Source organism: Rhizobium sp. RAF56, from assembly GCF_052113965.1.
Classification (GTDB): domain Bacteria; phylum Pseudomonadota; class Alphaproteobacteria; order Rhizobiales; family Rhizobiaceae; genus Rhizobium.
Window position 1 is genome coordinate 1 of the sequence record NZ_JBFRDU010000041.1, and the last position, 17,500, is coordinate 17,500.

At 62.6% G+C, this 17,500-nt stretch carries 18 protein-coding genes and 1 tRNA gene; 11 read left to right on the top strand and 8 right to left on the bottom strand.

Going from position 1 to position 17,500, the window contains the following annotated elements; genetic code table 11:
- Positions 1–566: 566 nt before the first annotated feature.
- A tRNA-Arg gene (locus AB4048_RS24340) sits at positions 567–643 on the bottom strand.
- A gap of 124 nt (positions 644–767) precedes the next feature.
- On the bottom strand, positions 768–1,928 hold the full coding sequence (locus tag AB4048_RS24345; protein WP_442204569.1) for a M20 aminoacylase family protein: 1,161 nt from the start codon (positions 1,926–1,928) through the stop codon (positions 768–770).
- A 166-nt stretch (positions 1,929–2,094) separates the two neighbouring features.
- Between AB4048_RS24345 and AB4048_RS24350 the strand changes: the two genes are divergently transcribed.
- Both AB4048_RS24350 and AB4048_RS24355 read left to right on the top strand, forming a co-directional pair.
- Positions 2,095–3,285 carry a D-alanyl-D-alanine carboxypeptidase family protein gene (locus AB4048_RS24350; RefSeq protein WP_442204570.1) on the top strand — a complete coding sequence of 397 codons (1,191 nt, stop codon included), beginning with the start codon at positions 2,095–2,097 and terminating at the stop codon, positions 3,283–3,285.
- Positions 3,286–3,298: 13 nt separating this feature from the next.
- Positions 3,299–4,450: a CobW family GTP-binding protein gene (locus AB4048_RS24355; protein WP_442204571.1), complete on the top strand. Its 1,152-nt coding sequence runs from the start codon at positions 3,299–3,301 to the stop codon at positions 4,448–4,450.
- Positions 4,451–4,486: 36 nt separating this feature from the next.
- On the opposite strand, the gene AB4048_RS24360 is transcribed toward AB4048_RS24355, so the two are convergent.
- The 5 genes from AB4048_RS24360 to AB4048_RS24380 form a co-directional block, all read right to left on the bottom strand.
- Positions 4,487–4,720 carry a sulfurtransferase TusA family protein gene (locus tag AB4048_RS24360; protein WP_442204572.1) on the bottom strand — a complete coding sequence of 78 codons (234 nt, stop codon included), beginning with the start codon at positions 4,718–4,720 and terminating at the stop codon, positions 4,487–4,489.
- On the bottom strand, positions 4,717–6,189 hold the full coding sequence (locus tag AB4048_RS24365; RefSeq protein ID WP_442204573.1) for a L,D-transpeptidase family protein: 1,473 nt from the start codon (positions 6,187–6,189) through the stop codon (positions 4,717–4,719). Before AB4048_RS24365 ends, AB4048_RS24360 begins: the two co-directional genes overlap by 4 nt.
- A 244-nt stretch (positions 6,190–6,433) precedes the next feature.
- Positions 6,434–7,387, bottom strand: a complete 954-nt coding sequence (locus AB4048_RS24370; RefSeq protein ID WP_442204574.1) for an acetyl-CoA carboxylase carboxyltransferase subunit alpha — start codon at positions 7,385–7,387, stop codon at positions 6,434–6,436.
- Positions 7,388–7,449: 62 nt separating this feature from the next.
- Positions 7,450–8,403 carry a site-specific tyrosine recombinase XerD gene (locus AB4048_RS24375; RefSeq protein WP_442204575.1) on the bottom strand — a complete coding sequence of 318 codons (954 nt, stop codon included), beginning with the start codon at positions 8,401–8,403 and terminating at the stop codon, positions 7,450–7,452.
- Between the two features lie 16 nt (positions 8,404–8,419).
- Positions 8,420–8,587, bottom strand: coding sequence for a hypothetical protein (locus AB4048_RS24380; RefSeq protein WP_442204576.1), 168 nt, complete (start codon positions 8,585–8,587; stop codon positions 8,420–8,422).
- Positions 8,588–8,703: 116 nt separating this feature from the next.
- Here AB4048_RS24380 and AB4048_RS24385 point away from each other — a divergent pair, with 116 nt between their 5' ends.
- The 6 genes from AB4048_RS24385 (at position 8,704) to AB4048_RS24410 (ending at position 13,237) form a co-directional block, all read left to right on the top strand.
- Positions 8,704–9,285: a shikimate kinase gene (locus AB4048_RS24385; protein ID WP_442204577.1), complete on the top strand. Its 582-nt coding sequence runs from the start codon at positions 8,704–8,706 to the stop codon at positions 9,283–9,285.
- Positions 9,285–10,427 carry a 3-dehydroquinate synthase gene (gene aroB / locus AB4048_RS24390; protein WP_442204578.1) on the top strand — a complete coding sequence of 381 codons (1,143 nt, stop codon included), beginning with the start codon at positions 9,285–9,287 and terminating at the stop codon, positions 10,425–10,427. The genes AB4048_RS24385 and aroB overlap by 1 nt, the downstream gene beginning before the upstream one ends.
- Entirely contained in the window at positions 10,424–11,734 is a 1,311-nt protein-coding gene (locus tag AB4048_RS24395) for an HlyC/CorC family transporter (protein ID WP_442204579.1), read from the top strand. The genes aroB and AB4048_RS24395 overlap by 4 nt, the downstream gene beginning before the upstream one ends.
- A gap of 108 nt (positions 11,735–11,842) precedes the next feature.
- Positions 11,843–12,166, top strand: coding sequence for an ArsR/SmtB family transcription factor (locus tag AB4048_RS24400; protein ID WP_442204580.1), 324 nt, complete (start codon positions 11,843–11,845; stop codon positions 12,164–12,166).
- The gene (locus AB4048_RS24405) at positions 12,163–12,573 is read left to right on the top strand and encodes an SRPBCC family protein (RefSeq protein ID WP_442204581.1); all 411 of its coding nucleotides are present in this window, start codon (positions 12,163–12,165) and stop codon (positions 12,571–12,573) included. The genes AB4048_RS24400 and AB4048_RS24405 overlap by 4 nt, the downstream gene beginning before the upstream one ends.
- 184 nt (positions 12,574–12,757) lie before the next feature.
- Positions 12,758–13,237: a DUF2938 domain-containing protein gene (locus tag AB4048_RS24410; RefSeq protein ID WP_442204582.1), complete on the top strand. Its 480-nt coding sequence runs from the start codon at positions 12,758–12,760 to the stop codon at positions 13,235–13,237.
- Between the two features lie 6 nt (positions 13,238–13,243).
- Here AB4048_RS24410 and AB4048_RS24415 read toward each other — a convergent pair whose 3' ends face one another.
- Entirely contained in the window at positions 13,244–13,525 is a 282-nt protein-coding gene (locus AB4048_RS24415; protein WP_442204583.1) for a BolA family protein, read from the bottom strand.
- A gap of 108 nt (positions 13,526–13,633) precedes the next feature.
- On the opposite strand from AB4048_RS24415, the gene AB4048_RS24420 reads away from it, so the two are divergent.
- The 3 genes from AB4048_RS24420 to cobT all read left to right on the top strand — a co-directional run bounded on the left by AB4048_RS24420 (position 13,634) and on the right by cobT (position 17,473).
- Entirely contained in the window at positions 13,634–14,251 is a 618-nt protein-coding gene (locus AB4048_RS24420; RefSeq protein WP_442204584.1) for a J domain-containing protein, read from the top strand.
- 314 nt (positions 14,252–14,565) lie between these two features.
- Positions 14,566–15,555 carry a cobaltochelatase subunit CobS gene (gene cobS / locus AB4048_RS24425; protein WP_442204585.1) on the top strand — a complete coding sequence of 330 codons (990 nt, stop codon included), beginning with the start codon at positions 14,566–14,568 and terminating at the stop codon, positions 15,553–15,555.
- 19 nt (positions 15,556–15,574) lie between these two features.
- Positions 15,575–17,473, top strand: a complete 1,899-nt coding sequence (cobT, locus tag AB4048_RS24430; RefSeq protein WP_442204586.1) for a cobaltochelatase subunit CobT — start codon at positions 15,575–15,577, stop codon at positions 17,471–17,473.
- The last annotated feature ends 27 nt before the right edge of the window (positions 17,474–17,500 follow it).

Here is a 17,500-nt window from a genome sequence, read left to right on the forward strand (position 1 = left end):
GCTCCACACAGCAGCGACAACGCGATCACGAAGGTCGTTCGACAAAGGTCGGGTCATAGATACTGGCCTCCATCCAGCCAGCATCTTGAATCACAATCATCCTGATTCGGGAATCACCTCAGATTCAGACCAAAGCGGAAACGGTCTAGCAGTCATTCCGTAAAATCTTGTCAGCTGACAAGGTGTCTGCGACTCGGAAGGGATTCGAATCGGCGGCGGAAAGCCTCAAGGCGCCCGTCACGCCGAAGGATGGGCCGCACCCGCTTCATGACGTCAGCTGTATGCCCGTTGCCTAGTGGCCGATGGGATCGCTCTTCGCTTTCGGCTTGGTGGCCAATCGAGCGTGACGTGTGGCCAGCGCTTGAGCAAACGCTCTAATCGCTTCCATTGCCTTTCGCGCCCGTCGTCTTCCACAATCCGTTTCCTTCAAAACTTGTCGCATGTTGCATTCCATGTTGCATGGATTCGCCGTGGACTACGGGGAGTGCCTGTAAATCAAGGGGAAGTGGTTGCAACACATCCGCAACATGGTCGCGGGTGTCTGGAAGCTAACGTATTGAAAATATTGGTGATCCCGACGCGATTCGAACGCGTGACCCTCAGATTAGGAATCTGATGCTCTATCCTGCTGAGCTACGGGACCACTGGAACGCATCCATACAAAAGCAATGGCTTGAAGCCAAGTACTTTTACGCGGGGTATGCGGTCGATCTAATTGGGAGCGCCTGACGCCCTGGGCCTCAGGCGCTGGCTTGCCATCGGCGCCGTCAGGCGGCAAGGCGCTGTTCGGCTAGGCGTACCCAGTAGGAGATGCCGTGGGAGATTGCCTCGTCGTTGAAATCGTAGGCGGGGTTGTGAAGGCCGGCTGTGTCGCCGTTGCCCATGAAGATGAAGGCGCCGGGGCGGGCGTTGAGCATGTAGGAGAAGTCCTCGCCGCCCATCATCGCGTCGATCTCGGGATTGACGTTGGCGGGGCCGGCGATCGCGGAGGCTGCGGCAACCGCGTGATCCGTTTCCGTGGCGTGGTTGAAGGTGACCGGGTAGTTGCGGTGAAAGGCAATTTCGGCCTCGGCGCCGTGGGCGGCGGCGATGTTGTTTGCCACTTCGCGCAGCCGCTTTTCGGCGAGATCGCGGACTTCGGCGTCGAGCGTCCTGACCGTGCCGGAGAGCTTGGCTTCGTTCGGAATGACATTCATTGCCGAGCCCGCGATGAATTTCGTGACGGAGACGACGACGGAGCGCAGCGGATTTACCGAGCGCGAGGCGATCAGCTGCAAGTTGGTCACGACCTGCGCGCCGATCGCGATCGGGTCGATCGTCGTATGCGGCATGGCGGCGTGGCCGCCGCGGCCCTTGATGGTGATGTTGAATTCGTCGGTGGAGGCCATGATCGACCCCTTGCGGATGGCGAATTGGCCAACCGGCAGGCCCGGAAGGTTGTGCATGCCGTAGACTTCCTCGATGCGGAAGCGCTCCATCATGCCGTCCTGGACCATGAGGTTGCCGCCGCCGCCGCCTTCCTCGGCGGGCTGGAAGATGACCGCGATATTGCCGTCGAAGTTGCGCGTTTCCGCAAGATATTTGGCCGCGCCGAGAAGCATGGCGGTGTGGCCGTCATGGCCGCAGGCATGCATCTTGCCGGGGGTGGTGGAGGCCCAGGGCTTGCCGCTGATCTCGGTGAGCGGCAATGCGTCCATGTCGGCCCGCAGGCCGATCGTGCGGCCTTCGCTCCTGCCGCGGATGAGCCCGACGACACCCGTGCGGCCGATGCCGGTTGCGATCTCGTCGACGCCGAATTCCTTCAGCTTTTCCGCGACGAAGGCCGCCGTGTGCTCGACGTCGAACAGCAGTCCGGGATTGGCGTGGATATGGCGGCGCCATTCGGCGACTTCGTTCTGGAGTTCCGCGGCTCTGTTCAAGATCGGCATGCTCAAGCTTTCCTGCGTTTCAGTCGTTTGCGGGGAATGGCGGGACGGAATCACAAGGCTGTGATGCCACCTTAAAGAATCTGGTCGATCGCCTTTGCCATCTCCTAGCCATATAGGTTAAATAAGCGCAGCGTTCGAGAAAAATCCGGATGTTGAAGGACTGATCGTGCCGACGAAGCAGAAACGTATGTTTGCCGCCCTGCGGCTTGTTCCCTTGGCTGCGGCGGTATCTGCGCTCTTCTTGGCGACCACTGGAGTGGCCGAGGCCAATCCGCATATCCTGGTCGACGTGAGCACGGGGCGCGTGCTGGACCACGACGAAGCCTTCACGAAGTGGTATCCGGCCTCGCTCACCAAGCTGATGACCGTCTATACCGCGTTTCGCGCCATCCAGACGGGCGAGATCACGCTGGAGACGCCGGTCGTGATGAGCAAGCATTCCTCGGCCCAGCCGCCGGCGAAGATGTTCTTCAAGCCCGGGCAGAAGATGACGCTCGACAACGCGCTGAAGATGATGCTGGTGAAGTCGGCCAACGATCTTGCCATGGCGATCGCCGAAACGGTCGGCGGGTCCGAGCAGGGCTTCGTCGTGCGCATGAACGCGGAGGCGGCCCGCCTTGGCATGTCCTCGACGCATTTCATCAATCCGAACGGCCTGCCCGGCAAGGGGCAGTATACGACCGCCCGCGACCTTGCGGTCCTCTCGGTTGCGCTCCGCCGTGAGTTTCCGCAGTTTGCCGGCTATTTCGCCCTTGAGGGCTTTACCAACGGCGTCAAGCAGGTTCCGAATATCAATATGCTGATCGGCCGCTTCGACGGCGCCGATGGCATGAAGACGGGCTTCATCTGCGCATCTGGCTTCAATCAGGTGGCCTCGGCCACGCGCAACGGCCGGACGCTCATATCCGTCGTTCTCGGCACCGACAGCCTTGCCGCGCGCGCCGATGCGTCCGCCAACATGCTGGAAAAGGGCTTCACCTCCCAGTTTCCCAACGCCGATACGCTGCAGTCCCTGCGGCCCTACGGTCCGGGCCAGGATCAGGTGACGGATCTCACCGCCGAAATCTGCAGCGCCAAGGGTGCCAAGATCCGCAGCGAGACGCGGGATGAAGCCGGGCGGATGAAGGTTCAATCTCCCTATATCCACGAGCTGACGCGCGATCCGCAATTTGTCTATGCCGGCCTTATCCCGGGCCCCGAGCCGAAGGATGCGCCAGGCGGCAAGGCCGCGGCCGGAGCGGCGGTCGCTGCCACGGCCTCGGGCACCGCTTCGCCGGCGACCGGCGACGCTTCGGGTGCCGACGCGGCTGAGGCGCTAAGCTTCGTTCCGGTGCCGCGCAAGCGCCCGGCTTTCTGATCGGATTTTCCCGATGAGCAACCTACGTGAACGGATCCCGGTCTCCATCCTGACCGGCTTCCTCGGGGCTGGAAAATCGACGCTTCTCAACCGTATCCTCAAGGATCCGGACATGCGCGAGGCGGCTGCCATCATCAACGAGTTCGGCGATGTCGGCATCGATCATCTGCTGGTCGAAAGTTCTGGCGATTCCATTGTCGAACTGTCGGACGGCTGCCTTTGCTGCACGGTGCGCGGCGAGCTGGTGGATACGCTTGCAAGCCTGATGGACGGCATCCAGACCGGGCGCTTGCGGCCGATCAAGCGCATAGCCATCGAAACGACCGGCCTTGCCGATCCCGCGCCGGTGATGCAGGCGATCATGGGCAATCCGGTGATTGCCGCCAATTTCGACCTCGATGGCATCGTCACCGTGGTTGACGCCGTCAACGGCATTGCCACGCTCGACAGTCACGAGGAGGCGCGCCGCCAGGTCGCGGTTGCCGACCGGCTGGTGCTTTCGAAGGCACGTATGGATGGCGCAGCCGCCGAGGCGCTCGAGGCGCGTCTGCGGGCGCTCAATCCCCGCGCGCCGATCCTCGACGCGGATGACGAGGAGGCGGGCCGCGCCTCCGTCCTCGTCAACGGGCTCTACGACCCCGGTTCGAAGATCGCCGACGTCGGCCGCTGGCTGCACGACGAGGCGGATCACGGCGACGAACATCACCATGCGCACGGCGACCACGACCATCCGGGTCACGAACATCACGATCATGCCGGCCAGGATCCGCACGACGTCAACCGTCATGACGCGTCGATCCGCTCCTTTTCGATTATCGAAGAACGGCCGATCGATCCGATGGCCCTGGAGATGTTCATTGATCTCCTGCGCTCGGCTCACGGCGAGCGGCTGCTGAGGATGAAGGCGATCGTGGCGCTCTCCGATCGACCCGAGCAGCCGGTCGTCTTGCACGGCGTGCAGGCGATCTTTCACCCGCCGGTGCGGCTGCCCGCATGGCCGGATCCTCAGGACCGGCGTACGCGCATGGTCATCATCACGAAGGATCTGCCGGAAATCTTCGTGCGTGATCTGTTCGACGCCTTCCTCGGCAAGCCGAAGGTCGACAGGCCCGATCGCGCCGCGCTCGAGGACAATCCGTTGGCGGTTCCGGGCATGAAGTTCTGAGAATTTGGCGAGAGCGCGGGGCGCCGCTTCGGCGGATCAGCCTTTGCGTATCAGGAAGCGATGGCCGCCCGCGGTCTTCTCGCTCGTCAACAGCGTGTGGCCGCTCTCATTGCAAAAATGTGGGATGTCGATGACGGCGAGCGGATCTGTGGTCTCGATCGCGAGCGTTGAACCGCTCGACATCGCAGCCAGCCGCTTTTTCGTCTTGAGCACCGGCAGCGGGCATTTCAGGCCCTTGAGATCATAGACCTCGGCCTCAACGGCGCTCATTGCTTCGCCCAGAACTTCCAGAAAGGCTTCTTCTGTTGCGCCTGCGCGGTTTCGACCGGCGGCCCTACCGTTGCGTCAGCCGAAACAGCTTCGGCATTCTGCGGAGCCGGCGGGCGTGCCACGGAGGCTGTCGTGGCCGGCCCTGCAGCAGGTGCGGCCGGGCCCACGGCAACCGGGGCAGGCGCTGCGACAGCGACAGCTTCCGCTGCGGCCGGAGCGCGAGAGAAGAGATTCCAGAAGGACGACCTTGGGGCGGGCTGCGCTTCCGCTTGCGCCGCCTCTTGGGCCGGCGGTCGGGCAGCGAGCGGATTTTCCTGCGGGATCGGGATCTGAACGGGCGCTACCGAGGCCGTTTGCAAGTCTGCGCCCAGTCGGCTGGTCTTGGCGAGTGGTGCGCTGCCGTTGATCGCGGCCACCACGGCGCCGGTCGAGATCTGCTTCGATGACTGCTTGGCCATCAGCTCCTCGAGCTCGGCGACCTTCATGATCTTGCCGGCGGCAAGCGCTGTGCCGGTCGGCGCGTAGGCAATGTCGTGACCCTTGCGTTCCTTGGCGACGATCGCCTTGCGCTCGGCCTCCGTCGGGTCGTACCAGGCCACGCCGTCGTACTTCTTCATGGCCTGCGCGTAGTCGGCCTGATACTTCTTGTCGTAGGAGCCAAGGGCGGCCGCCAGGGCCGGCGGGGTCGACATCGTCGGGCAGGCGCCGGAAGGATTGAAGCCAGCGCCGCTTTCTGCCTGCTGGTTGAAGACGTACTTCTTCTCGCAGAACGCGACCTCGGGCGGACGTTTCGTCACTTCGAAATTGTCGTAGCCGGGCTTCAGCATTTGCCAGAACGGATAGTTCGGGCTCAGGCGATGGCGGACCATGTTTTCGGCCGTCATGCGGAAGGGAAGCGCCTGCAGCTGGATCTGCTGCTGCCCGCCCTTGAAGGCATCGCGGGCAAACGCGTAGATCTCCAGCACTTCCTCATCGGTCATCGAATAGCAGCCGGACGAGGAGCACGCGCCGTGGATCATCAGGTTGGCGCCGCTTCGGCCGTTTGCCTGGTCGTAGCGGTTGGGAAAGCCGGTATTGATGGCGAGGTAGTATTTCGAGTTCGGATTGAGGTTGGCGGGCGACAGCTCGTAGAAGCCTTCCGGCGCCTGCCGGTCGCCTTCCTTGACCTTCGGGCCGAGCCGTCCGGACCAGGCGCAGATCTTGTATTCGGCAATCTTGTCGAAGCGATTGTCCGTCTTCGCCTTCCAGATCTCCATCATACCCTCTTCCTTGAGGATACGGATCATGATCGGCGAGTTGCGGTTCATCCCCTTCTTGGCCATTTGGGCCACGATGCGGTCCGATAGGGGATGCTCGACCTTGTTCTTGACCGACGCCAGATCGACCGTGGCCGCGGAATCCAATGTGTCGTTGCAGGCGACGAGCGCCAGCGCCATCAATGAAACAGAGGCAAGGTGACGGATACGCATTATCAATTCGCCCAAAGACAGGAAAAAATCCGCAGTATGACCGGTTCGCGGTCTCACGCACGCACCAGAATCATAAGCGGCTTATAGTTGATGAATTCTTACCCGCCTAGACAGTGCACGCAAGATTGCCGCCAAGCACTCTTCGCCCATGCTCTTGGATAAGCATTAATGTGGCCAAGATTTGACGCAGCGGCCGGGGCGGATGCCAAAAGCCCCGCCACCGACCCCGAATCGGGTGCGGTTGTTAGAGATTGCGTCCCATCTGCAGGAATTTCTGCCGGCGGTCGTTGCGCAGCTGCTCGCCGGAGCGGCCGCCAAGCTCGTGAAGCGCGCTTGCGATGACGTCGCCGGTCGAGGCAATGACGGTCTGCGGATCGCGGTGTGCGCCGCCGACGGGTTCGGGGATGATGCCGTCGATGATGCCGAGCCCCTTGAGGTCCTCCGCTGTGATCTTCATGTTGGTCGCCGCTTCCTTGGCGCGGGTGGAGTCGCGCCAGAGAATCGATGCAGCACCTTCCGGCGAAATCACGCTGTAGATCGAATGCTCGAGCATGTAGACGCGGTTGCCTGTCGCAATTGCAATGGCGCCGCCTGAGCCGCCTTCGCCGACGACAACCGAAACGATCGGCACCTTGACGCCGAGGCACATCTCGGTCGAGCGGGCAATCGCCTCGGCCTGACCGCGTTCTTCCGCGCCGACGCCCGGATAAGCCCCGGCGGTGTCCACCAGCGTGATCACCGGCAGGCCGAAGCGGTCGGCCATTTCCAGGATACGGATGGCCTTGCGGTAGCCTTCCGGACGGGCGCTGCCGAAATTGTGCTTGAGCCGCGACTTGGTGTCGTTGCCTTTTTCCTGGCCGATCACGGCGACGGGCTGTCCGCGGAACCGCGCAAGACCGGCCTGGATGGCGGCATCCTCGGAAAACTTGCGGTCGCCCGCGAGTGGGGTAAATTCCTGGAACAGCGCTTCGGCGTAGTCGACGAAATGCGGGCGCTGCGGATGGCGCGCGACCTGCGTCTTCTGCCAGGCGTTGAGCTTGGAATAGATGTCGATCATGGCTTCGCGGACACGAACTTCCAGCCGGCCGACCTCGTCGGAGGTGTCGATGCTGTGGTCGTCTCCGGCGAGCTTCTTCAGCTCATGGATCTTTCCCTCGAGATCAGAGATTGGTTTTTCGAAATCGAGATAGTTGTGCATGAGATACGTTTCCGATCCTTTTGCGGGGCCGGGATCGAGGCGTCCCGTCTGTGTTGCTGGTCCTAATCCTGTTTTTTGGCCTGTTTGGCAAGAGGGTGATGCGTCTGCACCAGCTGATGCAGGCGTTCTTCCAGCACATGCGTGTAGATTTGTGTCGTGGAAATGTCGGAGTGACCGAGCAGTTCCTGCACGACGCGCAGGTCGGCGCCGTTGGCAAGCAGGTGGCTGGCAAAGGCATGGCGCATGACATGCGGAGAAATCATCGATGGCGTAAGACCCGCTCGGATGGCAAGGTCCTTCAAGTCGCGGGCAAAGACCTGGCGGGGCAGGTAGCCCTGCGCCGAGGCCGCCGGAAACAGCCACGGGCTCTCCTGCGGCGGTTGTTTTGCCGCAGCCTCTGCGGCAAGCGCCTCCCCATAGAGCTTGAGTGTGGCGACGGCCGAGCGTGAGAGGGGCACGAGGCGCTCCTTGCTGCCCTTGCCGCGGATCATCAAAAAACGTCCATCCTGCTCGAGCACCTTTGCCGGCAGGGAGACCAGTTCGCTGACGCGCATGCCGGTCGCATAGATGAGCTCGAGCAGAGCGAACATGCGCAGCCGCTGCAGCCGGCTCGGGCCGACGACGTTCGCTTCCGTCTCCGCTTGGCCAAGCAGCCGCCCAACCTCGTCGACGCCCATGGTCTTCGGCAGCGAACGTCCCTTTTTCGGCGCGTCGAGGATGCCGGTCGGGTCGTCCTCGCGAAGGCCTTCCGCATAGAGGAACTTGTAGAACTGGCGCATCGCGGACAGGCGGCGCGCCTGCGAGGATGCCATGAAACCCCGTTGCGACAGGCTCGCGAGATAGGCGCTGAGATCCGCCGAGCCCGCCTCCGTCAGCCGCACCTTGCGGCCCCCCAGAAAGGAATGCAGGTCGTCGAGGTCGCGCTCGTAAGACTGGAGCGTGTTGACGGCGGCACCCCGCTCGGCGCTCATCATCTCCAGAAAGGCTTCCAGATGGGCGCGGCCGAGATCCTTCATGATGCTAGCCATCCTCTCACGGCTTGATCGTGCCGGTCGACGGCGGGTTGACGCGGTCGGAGGGGATGCGGATCGTGACGTCGCGGGGCTGCGGCTCGACGAAGGTGACGAGCGCCCACATCGCCCCATAGATCGCGCCGGCAATCACGGCGCAAACGACGAGGAAGCGAAACAGCGTGGGCATTCAGGGGTCTCCTCGTGCGGCCTCGGCGAGGAGCGCACGGACTTCTTTGGTTGCAGCGACTTGACGCTATCGGTGCATTTGACGATACCGTTTGCAAACAAATTGTGAATGGGATGATGAGCGAGACTGTTCTGACCGTTGCCGAGAGCCTCAAAGACAGAGCGCGTGCCGCGCTCGGCGCGCGCAATCTGATCCTGGTCGGGCTGATGGGTGCAGGCAAATCCTCCATCGGCCGCCTGGTCGCGAACCAGCTCGGCATCCCCTTTATCGACACGGATGCGGAGATCGAGCGTGTTTCCCGCATGAGCGTCAATGAGCTTTTTGCCGCCTATGGCGAGGAAGAGTTCAGGGCCCTCGAGACACGCGTGATGAAGCGGTTGCTTAAAGGCGGTCCGCGCGTCGTTTCCACCGGTGGCGGGGCCTTCATCAACGACCGCACGCGAAGGCACATCAAGAAGGGCGGCCTTTCCATCTGGCTGAAGGCAGAGCTCGACGTGCTTTGGGAGCGCGTCAACAAGCGCGATACACGGCCTCTGTTGAAGACCGAGAACCCGAAGCAGACGCTCGAGAACCTGATGAACGCCCGCTATCCCGTCTATGCGGAGGCCGATCTAACCGTTCTGTCGCGTGATGTGCACAAGGATGTCATAGCTAAGGAAGTCCTTGCGGCCATAATCGACACCAAGGAAAGTAAGTGATGAATGCGATGACCCCTGACGCGAACTCCGCAGCCGAACGTCTCGTTCATGTGCCGCTCGGCGAGCGTGCCTATGACATTCTGATCGGCCCGGGTCTGATTAAGCGCGCAGGCGACGAGATCGCGGCGCGGTTGAAGGGCCGGAAGGCCGCGATCATCACCGACGTGCATGTGGCGCCGCTCTATCTGGACAGCCTGGTTGCAAGCCTCGAACGCGTCGGCATTCAGGCGGCAACGCTCGTGCTGCCGGCCGGGGAGAAGACCAAGAGCTTCGAACATCTGATGACGGTGTGCGACACGGTGCTCGGGGCTCGCATCGAGCGCAACGATGCGGTGATCGCGCTCGGCGGCGGCGTAATCGGCGACCTCGCGGGCTTCGCAGCGGGCGTGGTCAGGCGCGGCGTGCGCTTCGTGCAGGTGCCGACTTCGCTGCTTTCACAGGTGGATTCGTCGGTCGGCGGCAAGACCGGCATCAACACGCACCACGGCAAGAATCTCGTCGGCGTCTTTCATCAGCCCGATCTGGTGCTCGCCGACACCGGCGTGCTCGATACGCTAAGCGAGCGGGAATTCCGCGCCGGCTATGCGGAAGTGGCGAAGTACGGGCTGATCGACAAGCCGGACTTCTTCGCCTGGCTGGAGGCGAACTGGCAAGCGGTCTTTGCAGGTGGCGCCGAGCGCATCGAGGCGATTGCGACGAGCTGCCGCGCCAAGGCCGACGTTGTCGTCGCCGACGAGCGCGAAACCGGCCCGCGGGCGCTTCTGAACCTCGGCCATACCTTTGGTCACGCGCTGGAGGCGGCGACCGCCTATGACAGCAGCCGCCTCGTCCACGGTGAGGGGGTGGCGATCGGCATGGTGCTGGCGCACGAATTTTCCGCGCGCCTCAATCTTGCAAGCCCTGACGACGCCCGCCGCGTCGAGGCGCATTTGAAGGCTGTCGGCCTGCCGACGCGCATGGGCGATATTCCAGGCGCGTTGCCGCCGGCCGAGACGCTGATGGATGCGATCGCGCAGGACAAGAAGGTCAAGAGCGGCAAGCTCACCTTCATCCTCACCCGCGGCATCGGCCAATCGTTCATCGCCGACGACGTGCCTGCCTCCGAAGTGTTGAGTTTTCTGAAGGAAAAACATCCGCAATGACGGCTGAAGGCACGCTCGCGATACTGGCTGACTATTGGCCCCAGATCCTCTCGATCGTGGCACTCGTGTTGTTTTCGGCTTTTTTCTCCGGATCGGAGACGGCGCTCACCGCCGTGTCGCGCAGCCGCATCCACACGCTGGAGGCGAATGGCGAGGAGCGCGCGGGTATCGTGCGCCACCTCATCGAGCGACGCGACCGGCTGATCGGCGCGCTGCTGATCGGCAACAATCTTGCCAACATCCTGTCTTCGTCGTTGGCGACCAGCGTATTCCTGGGCCTGTTCGGCAATTCGGGCGTTGCGATCGCAACGCTTGCCATGACGGTCATCCTCGTCATCTTCGCGGAAGTCCTGCCGAAGAGCTGGGCAATTTCGACGCCCGACCGTTTTGCCCTGAAGGTCGCCAAGGCAGTGCGGATGTTTGTCGCCGTCGTCGGGCCCCTGTCAAGCTTCGTCAACGCTATCGTGCGTCTTATTCTCAGCCTTTTCGGCATCAACCTGTCGAAGGAAGTTTCGATGCTGTCGGCGCACGACGAGCTGCGCGGCGCGGTCGATCTCTTGCATCGCGAGGGGTCGGTGGTCAAAGCCGACCGCGACCGGCTTGGCGGCCTGCTCGACCTCGGCGAGCTCGAACTATCCGATATCATGGTGCATCGCACCGCCATGCGCGCCATCAACGCCGAGGATGCTCCCGAAGCGGTCGTGCGCAGCATTCTCGAGAGCCCGTTCACGCGCATGCCGCTCTGGCGCGGCACGATCGACAACATCGTCGGCGTCGTCCATGCCAAGGACCTGCTGCGCGCGCTTGCCGAGCCGAATGTCGAGCCGGAAAATCTGGATATCGTCAAGATTGCCCAGAAACCCTGGTTCGTGCCCGACAGCACAAGCCTCGAAGACCAGCTGAACGCATTTCTGCGTCGCAAGCAGCATTTTGCCGTCGTCGTCGACGAATATGGTGAGGTGCAGGGGATCGTGACGCTCGAAGACATCCTCGAGGAAATCGTCGGCGACATCGCAGACGAGCACGACCTCGATATCCAAGGCGTGCGCCAGGAGGCCGATGGATCGATCGTGGTCGACGGCACCGTGCCCGTTCGCGATCTCAACCGGGCGCTGGATTGGAACCTGCCGGACGAGGAAGCGACGACCATTGCCGGCCTCGTCATCCACGAATCGATGACCATCCCCGAAGAGCGCCAAGCCTTCACCTTCTACGGCAAGCGCTTCATCGTGCTCAAGCGCGAGAAGAACCGCATCACGAAGCTACGCATCCGGCCCGCCGAGACGGAAGAGGCAAAGCCGGAATAGGCGCAAGGCTGCCGAAATATCTCCTCCATCGTATTTTACGCCCCACTTGACTCATTCATACCTCGTTGGCTATATATAAATCCATAGCCAACGAGGTATGGATCCCCGGTGTCGAACGCAGAGGACGTCATCTTTAGAACGCTCGCGGATCCTACCCGTCGAGCAATCTTCGAACGGCTTTGCCGTGAAGGAGAAAAGACAGTCGGTGCGCTCACGGCGCGGGCCGGGGTTTCGCAACCGGTCGTCTCCAAGCATCTCAAGCTGCTGAAGGATGCCGGCTTGGTGGTCGACCGCCACGAAGGTCGCCAAACCCATTACAGCGCCCAGCGCGAGGCGCTTTCGCCTCTGGTCGACTGGACGAGCGAGATGGCCGGGTTCTGGGAGAAACGGTTCGACGATCTCGAAGATCTATTGAAGAGGATGGACCAATGAACGTAGCATCGAGCGAAATACTTTCCGTTGTTGTCGAACGGGATGTGCATTTTCCGCCGGAAAAGGTCTGGCGTGCGCTTACGCAGCCATACCTGATCGAGGAATGGCTGATGAAGAACGCCTTCCAGCCAAGCGTGGGTCACCGTTTCAAACTCACCGCAGACTGGGGTGGCGTCGATTGCCAGGTCGTGGCCGTCGAGCCGCATAAGACATTGTCTTACAAGTGGGACGCCATGGGCCTCGAAAGTGTCGTCACCTGGACGCTCACACCTTCAGGCAACGGCACGCATCTGCGCATGGAGCAATCGGGCTTCCGGCCGGATCAGCAGCAGGCCTATCAGGGCGCCAAGTACGGGTGGCCGAAGTTCCTCGACAATCTGGAACAGGTTTTGGCGAAGGCGGACTGAGACTCTTCGGGCGTGCAGTCCCGAAGCAAAAACGCGGCATCGCCAACAAAGCTGGCGATGCCCGTGGCGGGAAGGGCGACGAGCCCTCGATGTCTAAGGGCCCGTTCTGAAAGTCATTTTCCGGTTGCCTGGCGCGCGACGACGTGATCTCTAGGCCGCAGGGGACACTTCTTACGGATCTTGCATGTTTGACCTTCTCTGGAAATCCGTTGCCATCGGCATCGGCGCAACCATCCTTATGGACATCTGGGTGTTTATACTGGCGAGCCTCAAGGTGACCGGGCCGGTGAACTGGGCGCCGGTCGGCCGCTGGTTCTGGCATCTGCGCAACGGCAAGGTCTTTCACGACGACATCTCCAAGGCTGCTCCCTATCGCCACGAACTGGCGCTTGGCTGGATAGGTCACTATGTCGTGGGGATCGCCTACGGCATCTTGATGGGCCTGTTGGGCGGAGCGGCCTGGTTTGCGGCGCCCAGCTTCCTGCCGGCCTGGGCCGTCGGCCTTGTCACGGTCGGTTTCGGCTGGTTCCTGTTGCAGCCCGGTCTCGGGCTCGGATGGGCGGCTTCGAAGCTCCCCGATGCCAGCCGCATTCGCGCGCTCAACCTTGCGACCCACACCGTCTTCGGCTTCGGCCTCTACGCCACCGCGCTCCTCATCCGCTAGGGCAACTCACCAGCGCGTCGGTTCGCCGGGGGCGGACGGTTCGACGGCGAGCGCATGCAGGCCGGCGTCGAGTTCAGGCTTCAGAAGATCGTTGATCGCCCGGTGCCGCGCGACGCGGCTCATGCCAGCGAAGCTTTCCGAGACGATCCGCACGCGCATATGGGTCTCGCCCGTCCCGGTCATGTCGGGTTGGTGCCCGGCATGCAGGTGGCTTTCGTCGATGACGTCGAGGCGCTCGGGCGCGAAGGCCTGATCGAGTTTCTCCGCAATGCGGGATTGGAGTGTCATCGGCTTGCTCTTTCTAAGTGTGCATGTGCGAAAACACTTCACAAAGCCAGCAACATTCCTGTTTGTCAATTCTTGTTGTCGGAGGGCTGGGACCCCATAATTGGCGGCATGGGACTTGATTCAAAATACTTCGATCGCATCCGCACGCGCCGCAGAAGGCCGCCGGAGGCCGAGCAGGCGGCGCCGACCTGCCAATGGGATGGCTGCGACAAGCAGGGCCTCCATCGCGCGCCCGTGGGTCGCAACGCGGAAGGGCAGTTCTTCCTGTTCTGTTTCGAGCACGTCAAGGAATACAACAAGGGCTACAACTATTTCTCCGGCCTTTCGGACAGCGAGATCGCGCGCTACCAGAAGGAGGCGATCACCGGCCACCGCCCGACCTGGACCGTCGGCGTCAACAAGGCGGCGCGCAACAGTCCTCTCCACTCCGAGATTCGCTCCGGCGCGCATTCCCGCGTGCGTGATCCCTTCGGTTTTGTGGCGCAGGGCGGTGCCGGCGGACCGCGCTTCGAGCCGCAGGCGCGCAAGCTGAAGACGCTTGAGACCAAGGCGTTCGACACCATGGGGCTGACGGCCAGTGCCACGGCCAAGGACATCAAGACCCGCTACAAGGAGCTGGTCAAGAAACACCACCCCGACGCAAACGGCGGCGACCGCGGTTCCGAGGACCGTTTCCGCGAGGTCATCCAGGCCTATCAATTGTTGAAGCAGAACGGTTTTTGTTGAACCGTCGCCTTGAGTTCGGATTTGGATGAGGTATGGTCCAAATCGGCCGGGATCGACGGGCAACCGGGGCATGACCCTGCGTCCATGTCTCTTCGATCTGGCGGCCATCTTCCGGACGTGGCGTTTCTTGTCCGGGACTCTGTTTAGATTGCTCGCAGGTCGACCGTCGACCGCATCGAGGTTTCGCTTCAGTCCCGGAGAAGAATCGCCGACGTCCCGACGTATTTGGACGGGCGGGCAGCCGCTTGCGGGAGTACGGCTGCGAAATCGATATGAGATACGGCCGGGTGGCGATCATCCGCCTTGGAGACATGATGAGCAAGATAGACCTGGATATTTCCCAACTGCCCGACACCACCGTTTCGGTCCGTGAGGCCTTCGGCATCGACAGCGACATCCGCGTTCCCGCCTACAGCAAGGGCGATGCCTATGTTCCGGATTTCGACGCCGACTACCTCTTCGACCGCGAGACCACGCTCGCCATTCTCGCCGGCTTTGCTCATAATCGCCGCGTGATGATCTCCGGTTATCACGGCACCGGGAAATCCTCGCATATCGAGCAGGTCGCAGCCCGCCTCAACTGGCCCTGCGTGCGCATCAACCTCGACAGCCATGTCAGCCGTATCGACCTCATCGGCAAGGACGCCATCGTCGTCAAGGACGGGCTGCAGGTCACCGAATTCAAGGATGGCATCCTGCCCTGGGCTTACCAGCACAATGTCGCGCTGGTCTTCGACGAGTACGATGCCGGCCGTCCGGACGTCATGTTCGTGATCCAGCGCGTGCTGGAATCGTCCGGCCGCCTGACGCTGCTCGACCAGAGCCGCGTGATCCGCCCGCATCCGGCTTTCCGTCTGTTCGCGACCGCCAACACCGTCGGTCTCGGCGACACGACCGGTCTCTATCACGGCACACAGCAGATCAACCAGGCGCAGATGGACCGCTGGTCGATCGTGACCACGCTGAACTATTTGCCGCACAACAATGAAGTCGACATCGTTCTCGCCAAGGTGAAGTCCTTCCGCACGGCGGCAGGCCGCGAGACCGTCTCGAAGATGGTGCGCGTCGCCGACCTTACCCGCGCCGCCTTCATGAACGGCGATCTCTCCACCGTCATGAGCCCGCGCACGGTCATCACCTGGGCGGAAAACGCGGAAATCTTCGGCGACGTCGCCTTCGGCTTCCGTGTCACCTTCCTCAATAAGTGCGACGAGCTGGAACGGGCACTCGTGGCCGAGCAGTACCAGCGTGCTTTCGGCGTCGAGCTGAAGGAAAGCGCTGCCAACATCGTGCTCGAAGCCTAGAGATAAAGAGGCCTCACCGATGGCGGGTCGCGGAGACAATTCGAAACCGAAGGGCGGCGGCCCGGTCGACATGGAACCCTTGCGCAGGGCGATCACCGGCTGCGTGCGCGCGATCGCCGGCGATGCGGATGTCGAGGTGGCGTTTGCCAACGAGCGTCCGGGCATGACCGGCGAGCGTATCCGGTTGCCGGAGCTTTCGAAGCGGCCGACGGCGCATGAGCTTGCGGTGACGCGAGGCCTTGGCGATTCCATGGCGCTCAGGCTCGCCTGCCATGACGCTCGCGTTCACGCCACCATGGCCCCGCAAGGCGCCGACGCACGCGCCATTTTCGATGCGGTCGAGCAGGCACGCGTCGAATCGATCGGCGCGCGGCGCATGAGCGGCGTGGCCACCAATATTGCCTCGATGAACGCGGAGAAATACGCCAAGGCGAATTTCTCGGGCATCGAGCGGCAGGAAGATGCCCCGATCGGCGAGGCGATGGCGATGATCGTCCGCGAAAAGCTGACCGGCGCCAAGCCGCCTGCAAGCGCCGGCAAGGTGCTCGATCTGTGGCGGCCCTTCATCGAAAACAAGGTCGCCGGCGAGCTCGAAAACCTGTCCTCCGCGATTGACGACCAGCAGGCGTTCGGCCGGCTCGTGCGCAACATCCTCTCGGCCATGGAGATGGCGGAAGACTACGGCGACGATGATCTGGACCAGAACGAGGACGAGAACTCCGAGGACGAGGATCAGCCGCGCGGCGAAGAGCAGGAGCAGGACGAGGTCGAAGAGGATGACGGCTCCGACGCCGCTCCCGCCGAGGACAGCGAGCAGTCGGACGAGCAGATGGAAGACGGCGAGCAGGACGGCGCCGAAATCTCCGACGACGACATGCAGGACGAGGGCGAGGACGATTCCGAGACGCCCGGCGAGACCCGCCGCCCGCACGCGCCCTTCGACGATTTCAACACCAAGGTCGATTATCACGTCTTCACGGAAGAATTCGACGAGGTGGTCACGGCCCAGGAGCTGTGCGACGCGGCCGAGTTGGAGCGCCTTCGCGCCTTCCTCGACAAGCAGCTCGCGCACCTTCAGGGCGCTGTCGGCCGTCTTGCCAATAGGCTGCAGCGCCGGTTGATGGCGCAGCAGAACCGCTCGTGGGATTTCGACCTGGAAGAGGGCTATCTCGATCCGGCGCGGCTGACCCGCCTGATCATCGACCCGATGCAGGCGCTTTCCTTCAAGATGGAGCGCGACACGCAGTTCCGCGATACGGTCGTGACGCTGCTGATCGACAATTCCGGCTCGATGCGCGGCCGCCCGATCACGGTTGCCGCCACCTGCGCCGACATTCTGGCGCGCACGCTCGAGCGCTGCGGCGTCAAGGCGGAAATTCTCGGCTTCACGACCAAGGCCTGGAAGGGCGGTCAGGCACGCGAAAGGTGGTTGACGGGTGGCAAGCCGCAGACGCCGGGCCGGCTGAACGACCTGCGCCACATCATCTACAAATCGGCCGATGAGCCATGGCGCCGCGCGCGCACCAATCTCGGCCTGATGATGCGCGAAGGGTTGCTCAAGGAAAACATCGACGGCGAAGCGCTGATCTGGGCGCACAACAGGCTGCTTGCACGCCGCGAGCAGCGCCGCATCCTGATGATGATTTCGGACGGCGCGCCGGTCGACGATTCGACGCTTTCGGTCAATCCGGGCAATTATCTGGAGCGGCATTTGCGGGCCGTCATCGACCAGATCGAGACGCGCTCGCCGGTCGAACTTCTGGCGATCGGCATCGGCCATGACGTGACGCGCTATTATCGCCGCGCCGTTACCATCGTCGATGCGGATGAGCTGGCGGGCGCGATGACCGAACAGCTTGCCTCGCTCTTCGAAGACAAGGCCACGCAGCCGCGCTCGCGCATGCGCCGCGCCGGTTGACGCCATCCCTTAACGACATCCACCCTT

What these genes read in the sequence shown, in the direction of transcription:
- AB4048_RS24345 (WP_442204569.1), bottom strand. Translation starts at nt 1,928, where the DNA reads ATGCCGATCTTGAACAGAGCCGCGGAACTCCAGAACGAAGTCGCCGAA.
- AB4048_RS24355 (WP_442204571.1), top strand. Translation starts at nt 3,299, where the DNA reads ATGAGCAACCTACGTGAACGGATCCCGGTCTCCATCCTGACCGGCTTC.
- AB4048_RS24360 (WP_442204572.1), bottom strand. Translation starts at nt 4,720, where the DNA reads ATGAGCGCCGTTGAGGCCGAGGTCTATGATCTCAAGGGCCTGAAATGC.
- AB4048_RS24365 (WP_442204573.1), bottom strand. Translation starts at nt 6,189, where the DNA reads ATGCGTATCCGTCACCTTGCCTCTGTTTCATTGATGGCGCTGGCGCTC.
- AB4048_RS24370 (WP_442204574.1), bottom strand. Translation starts at nt 7,387, where the DNA reads ATGCACAACTATCTCGATTTCGAAAAACCAATCTCTGATCTCGAGGGA.
- AB4048_RS24375 (WP_442204575.1), bottom strand. Translation starts at nt 8,403, where the DNA reads ATGAAGGATCTCGGCCGCGCCCATCTGGAAGCCTTTCTGGAGATGATG.
- AB4048_RS24380 (WP_442204576.1), bottom strand. Translation starts at nt 8,587, where the DNA reads ATGCCCACGCTGTTTCGCTTCCTCGTCGTTTGCGCCGTGATTGCCGGC.
- AB4048_RS24385 (WP_442204577.1), top strand. Translation starts at nt 8,704, where the DNA reads ATGAGCGAGACTGTTCTGACCGTTGCCGAGAGCCTCAAAGACAGAGCG.
- aroB (WP_442204578.1), top strand. Translation starts at nt 9,285, where the DNA reads ATGAATGCGATGACCCCTGACGCGAACTCCGCAGCCGAACGTCTCGTT.
- AB4048_RS24395 (WP_442204579.1), top strand. Translation starts at nt 10,424, where the DNA reads ATGACGGCTGAAGGCACGCTCGCGATACTGGCTGACTATTGGCCCCAG.
- AB4048_RS24405 (WP_442204581.1), top strand. Translation starts at nt 12,163, where the DNA reads ATGAACGTAGCATCGAGCGAAATACTTTCCGTTGTTGTCGAACGGGAT.
- AB4048_RS24410 (WP_442204582.1), top strand. Translation starts at nt 12,758, where the DNA reads ATGTTTGACCTTCTCTGGAAATCCGTTGCCATCGGCATCGGCGCAACC.
- AB4048_RS24415 (WP_442204583.1), bottom strand. Translation starts at nt 13,525, where the DNA reads ATGACACTCCAATCCCGCATTGCGGAGAAACTCGATCAGGCCTTCGCG.
- AB4048_RS24420 (WP_442204584.1), top strand. Translation starts at nt 13,634, where the DNA reads ATGGGACTTGATTCAAAATACTTCGATCGCATCCGCACGCGCCGCAGA.
- cobS (WP_442204585.1), top strand. Translation starts at nt 14,566, where the DNA reads ATGAGCAAGATAGACCTGGATATTTCCCAACTGCCCGACACCACCGTT.
- cobT (WP_442204586.1), top strand. Translation starts at nt 15,575, where the DNA reads ATGGCGGGTCGCGGAGACAATTCGAAACCGAAGGGCGGCGGCCCGGTC.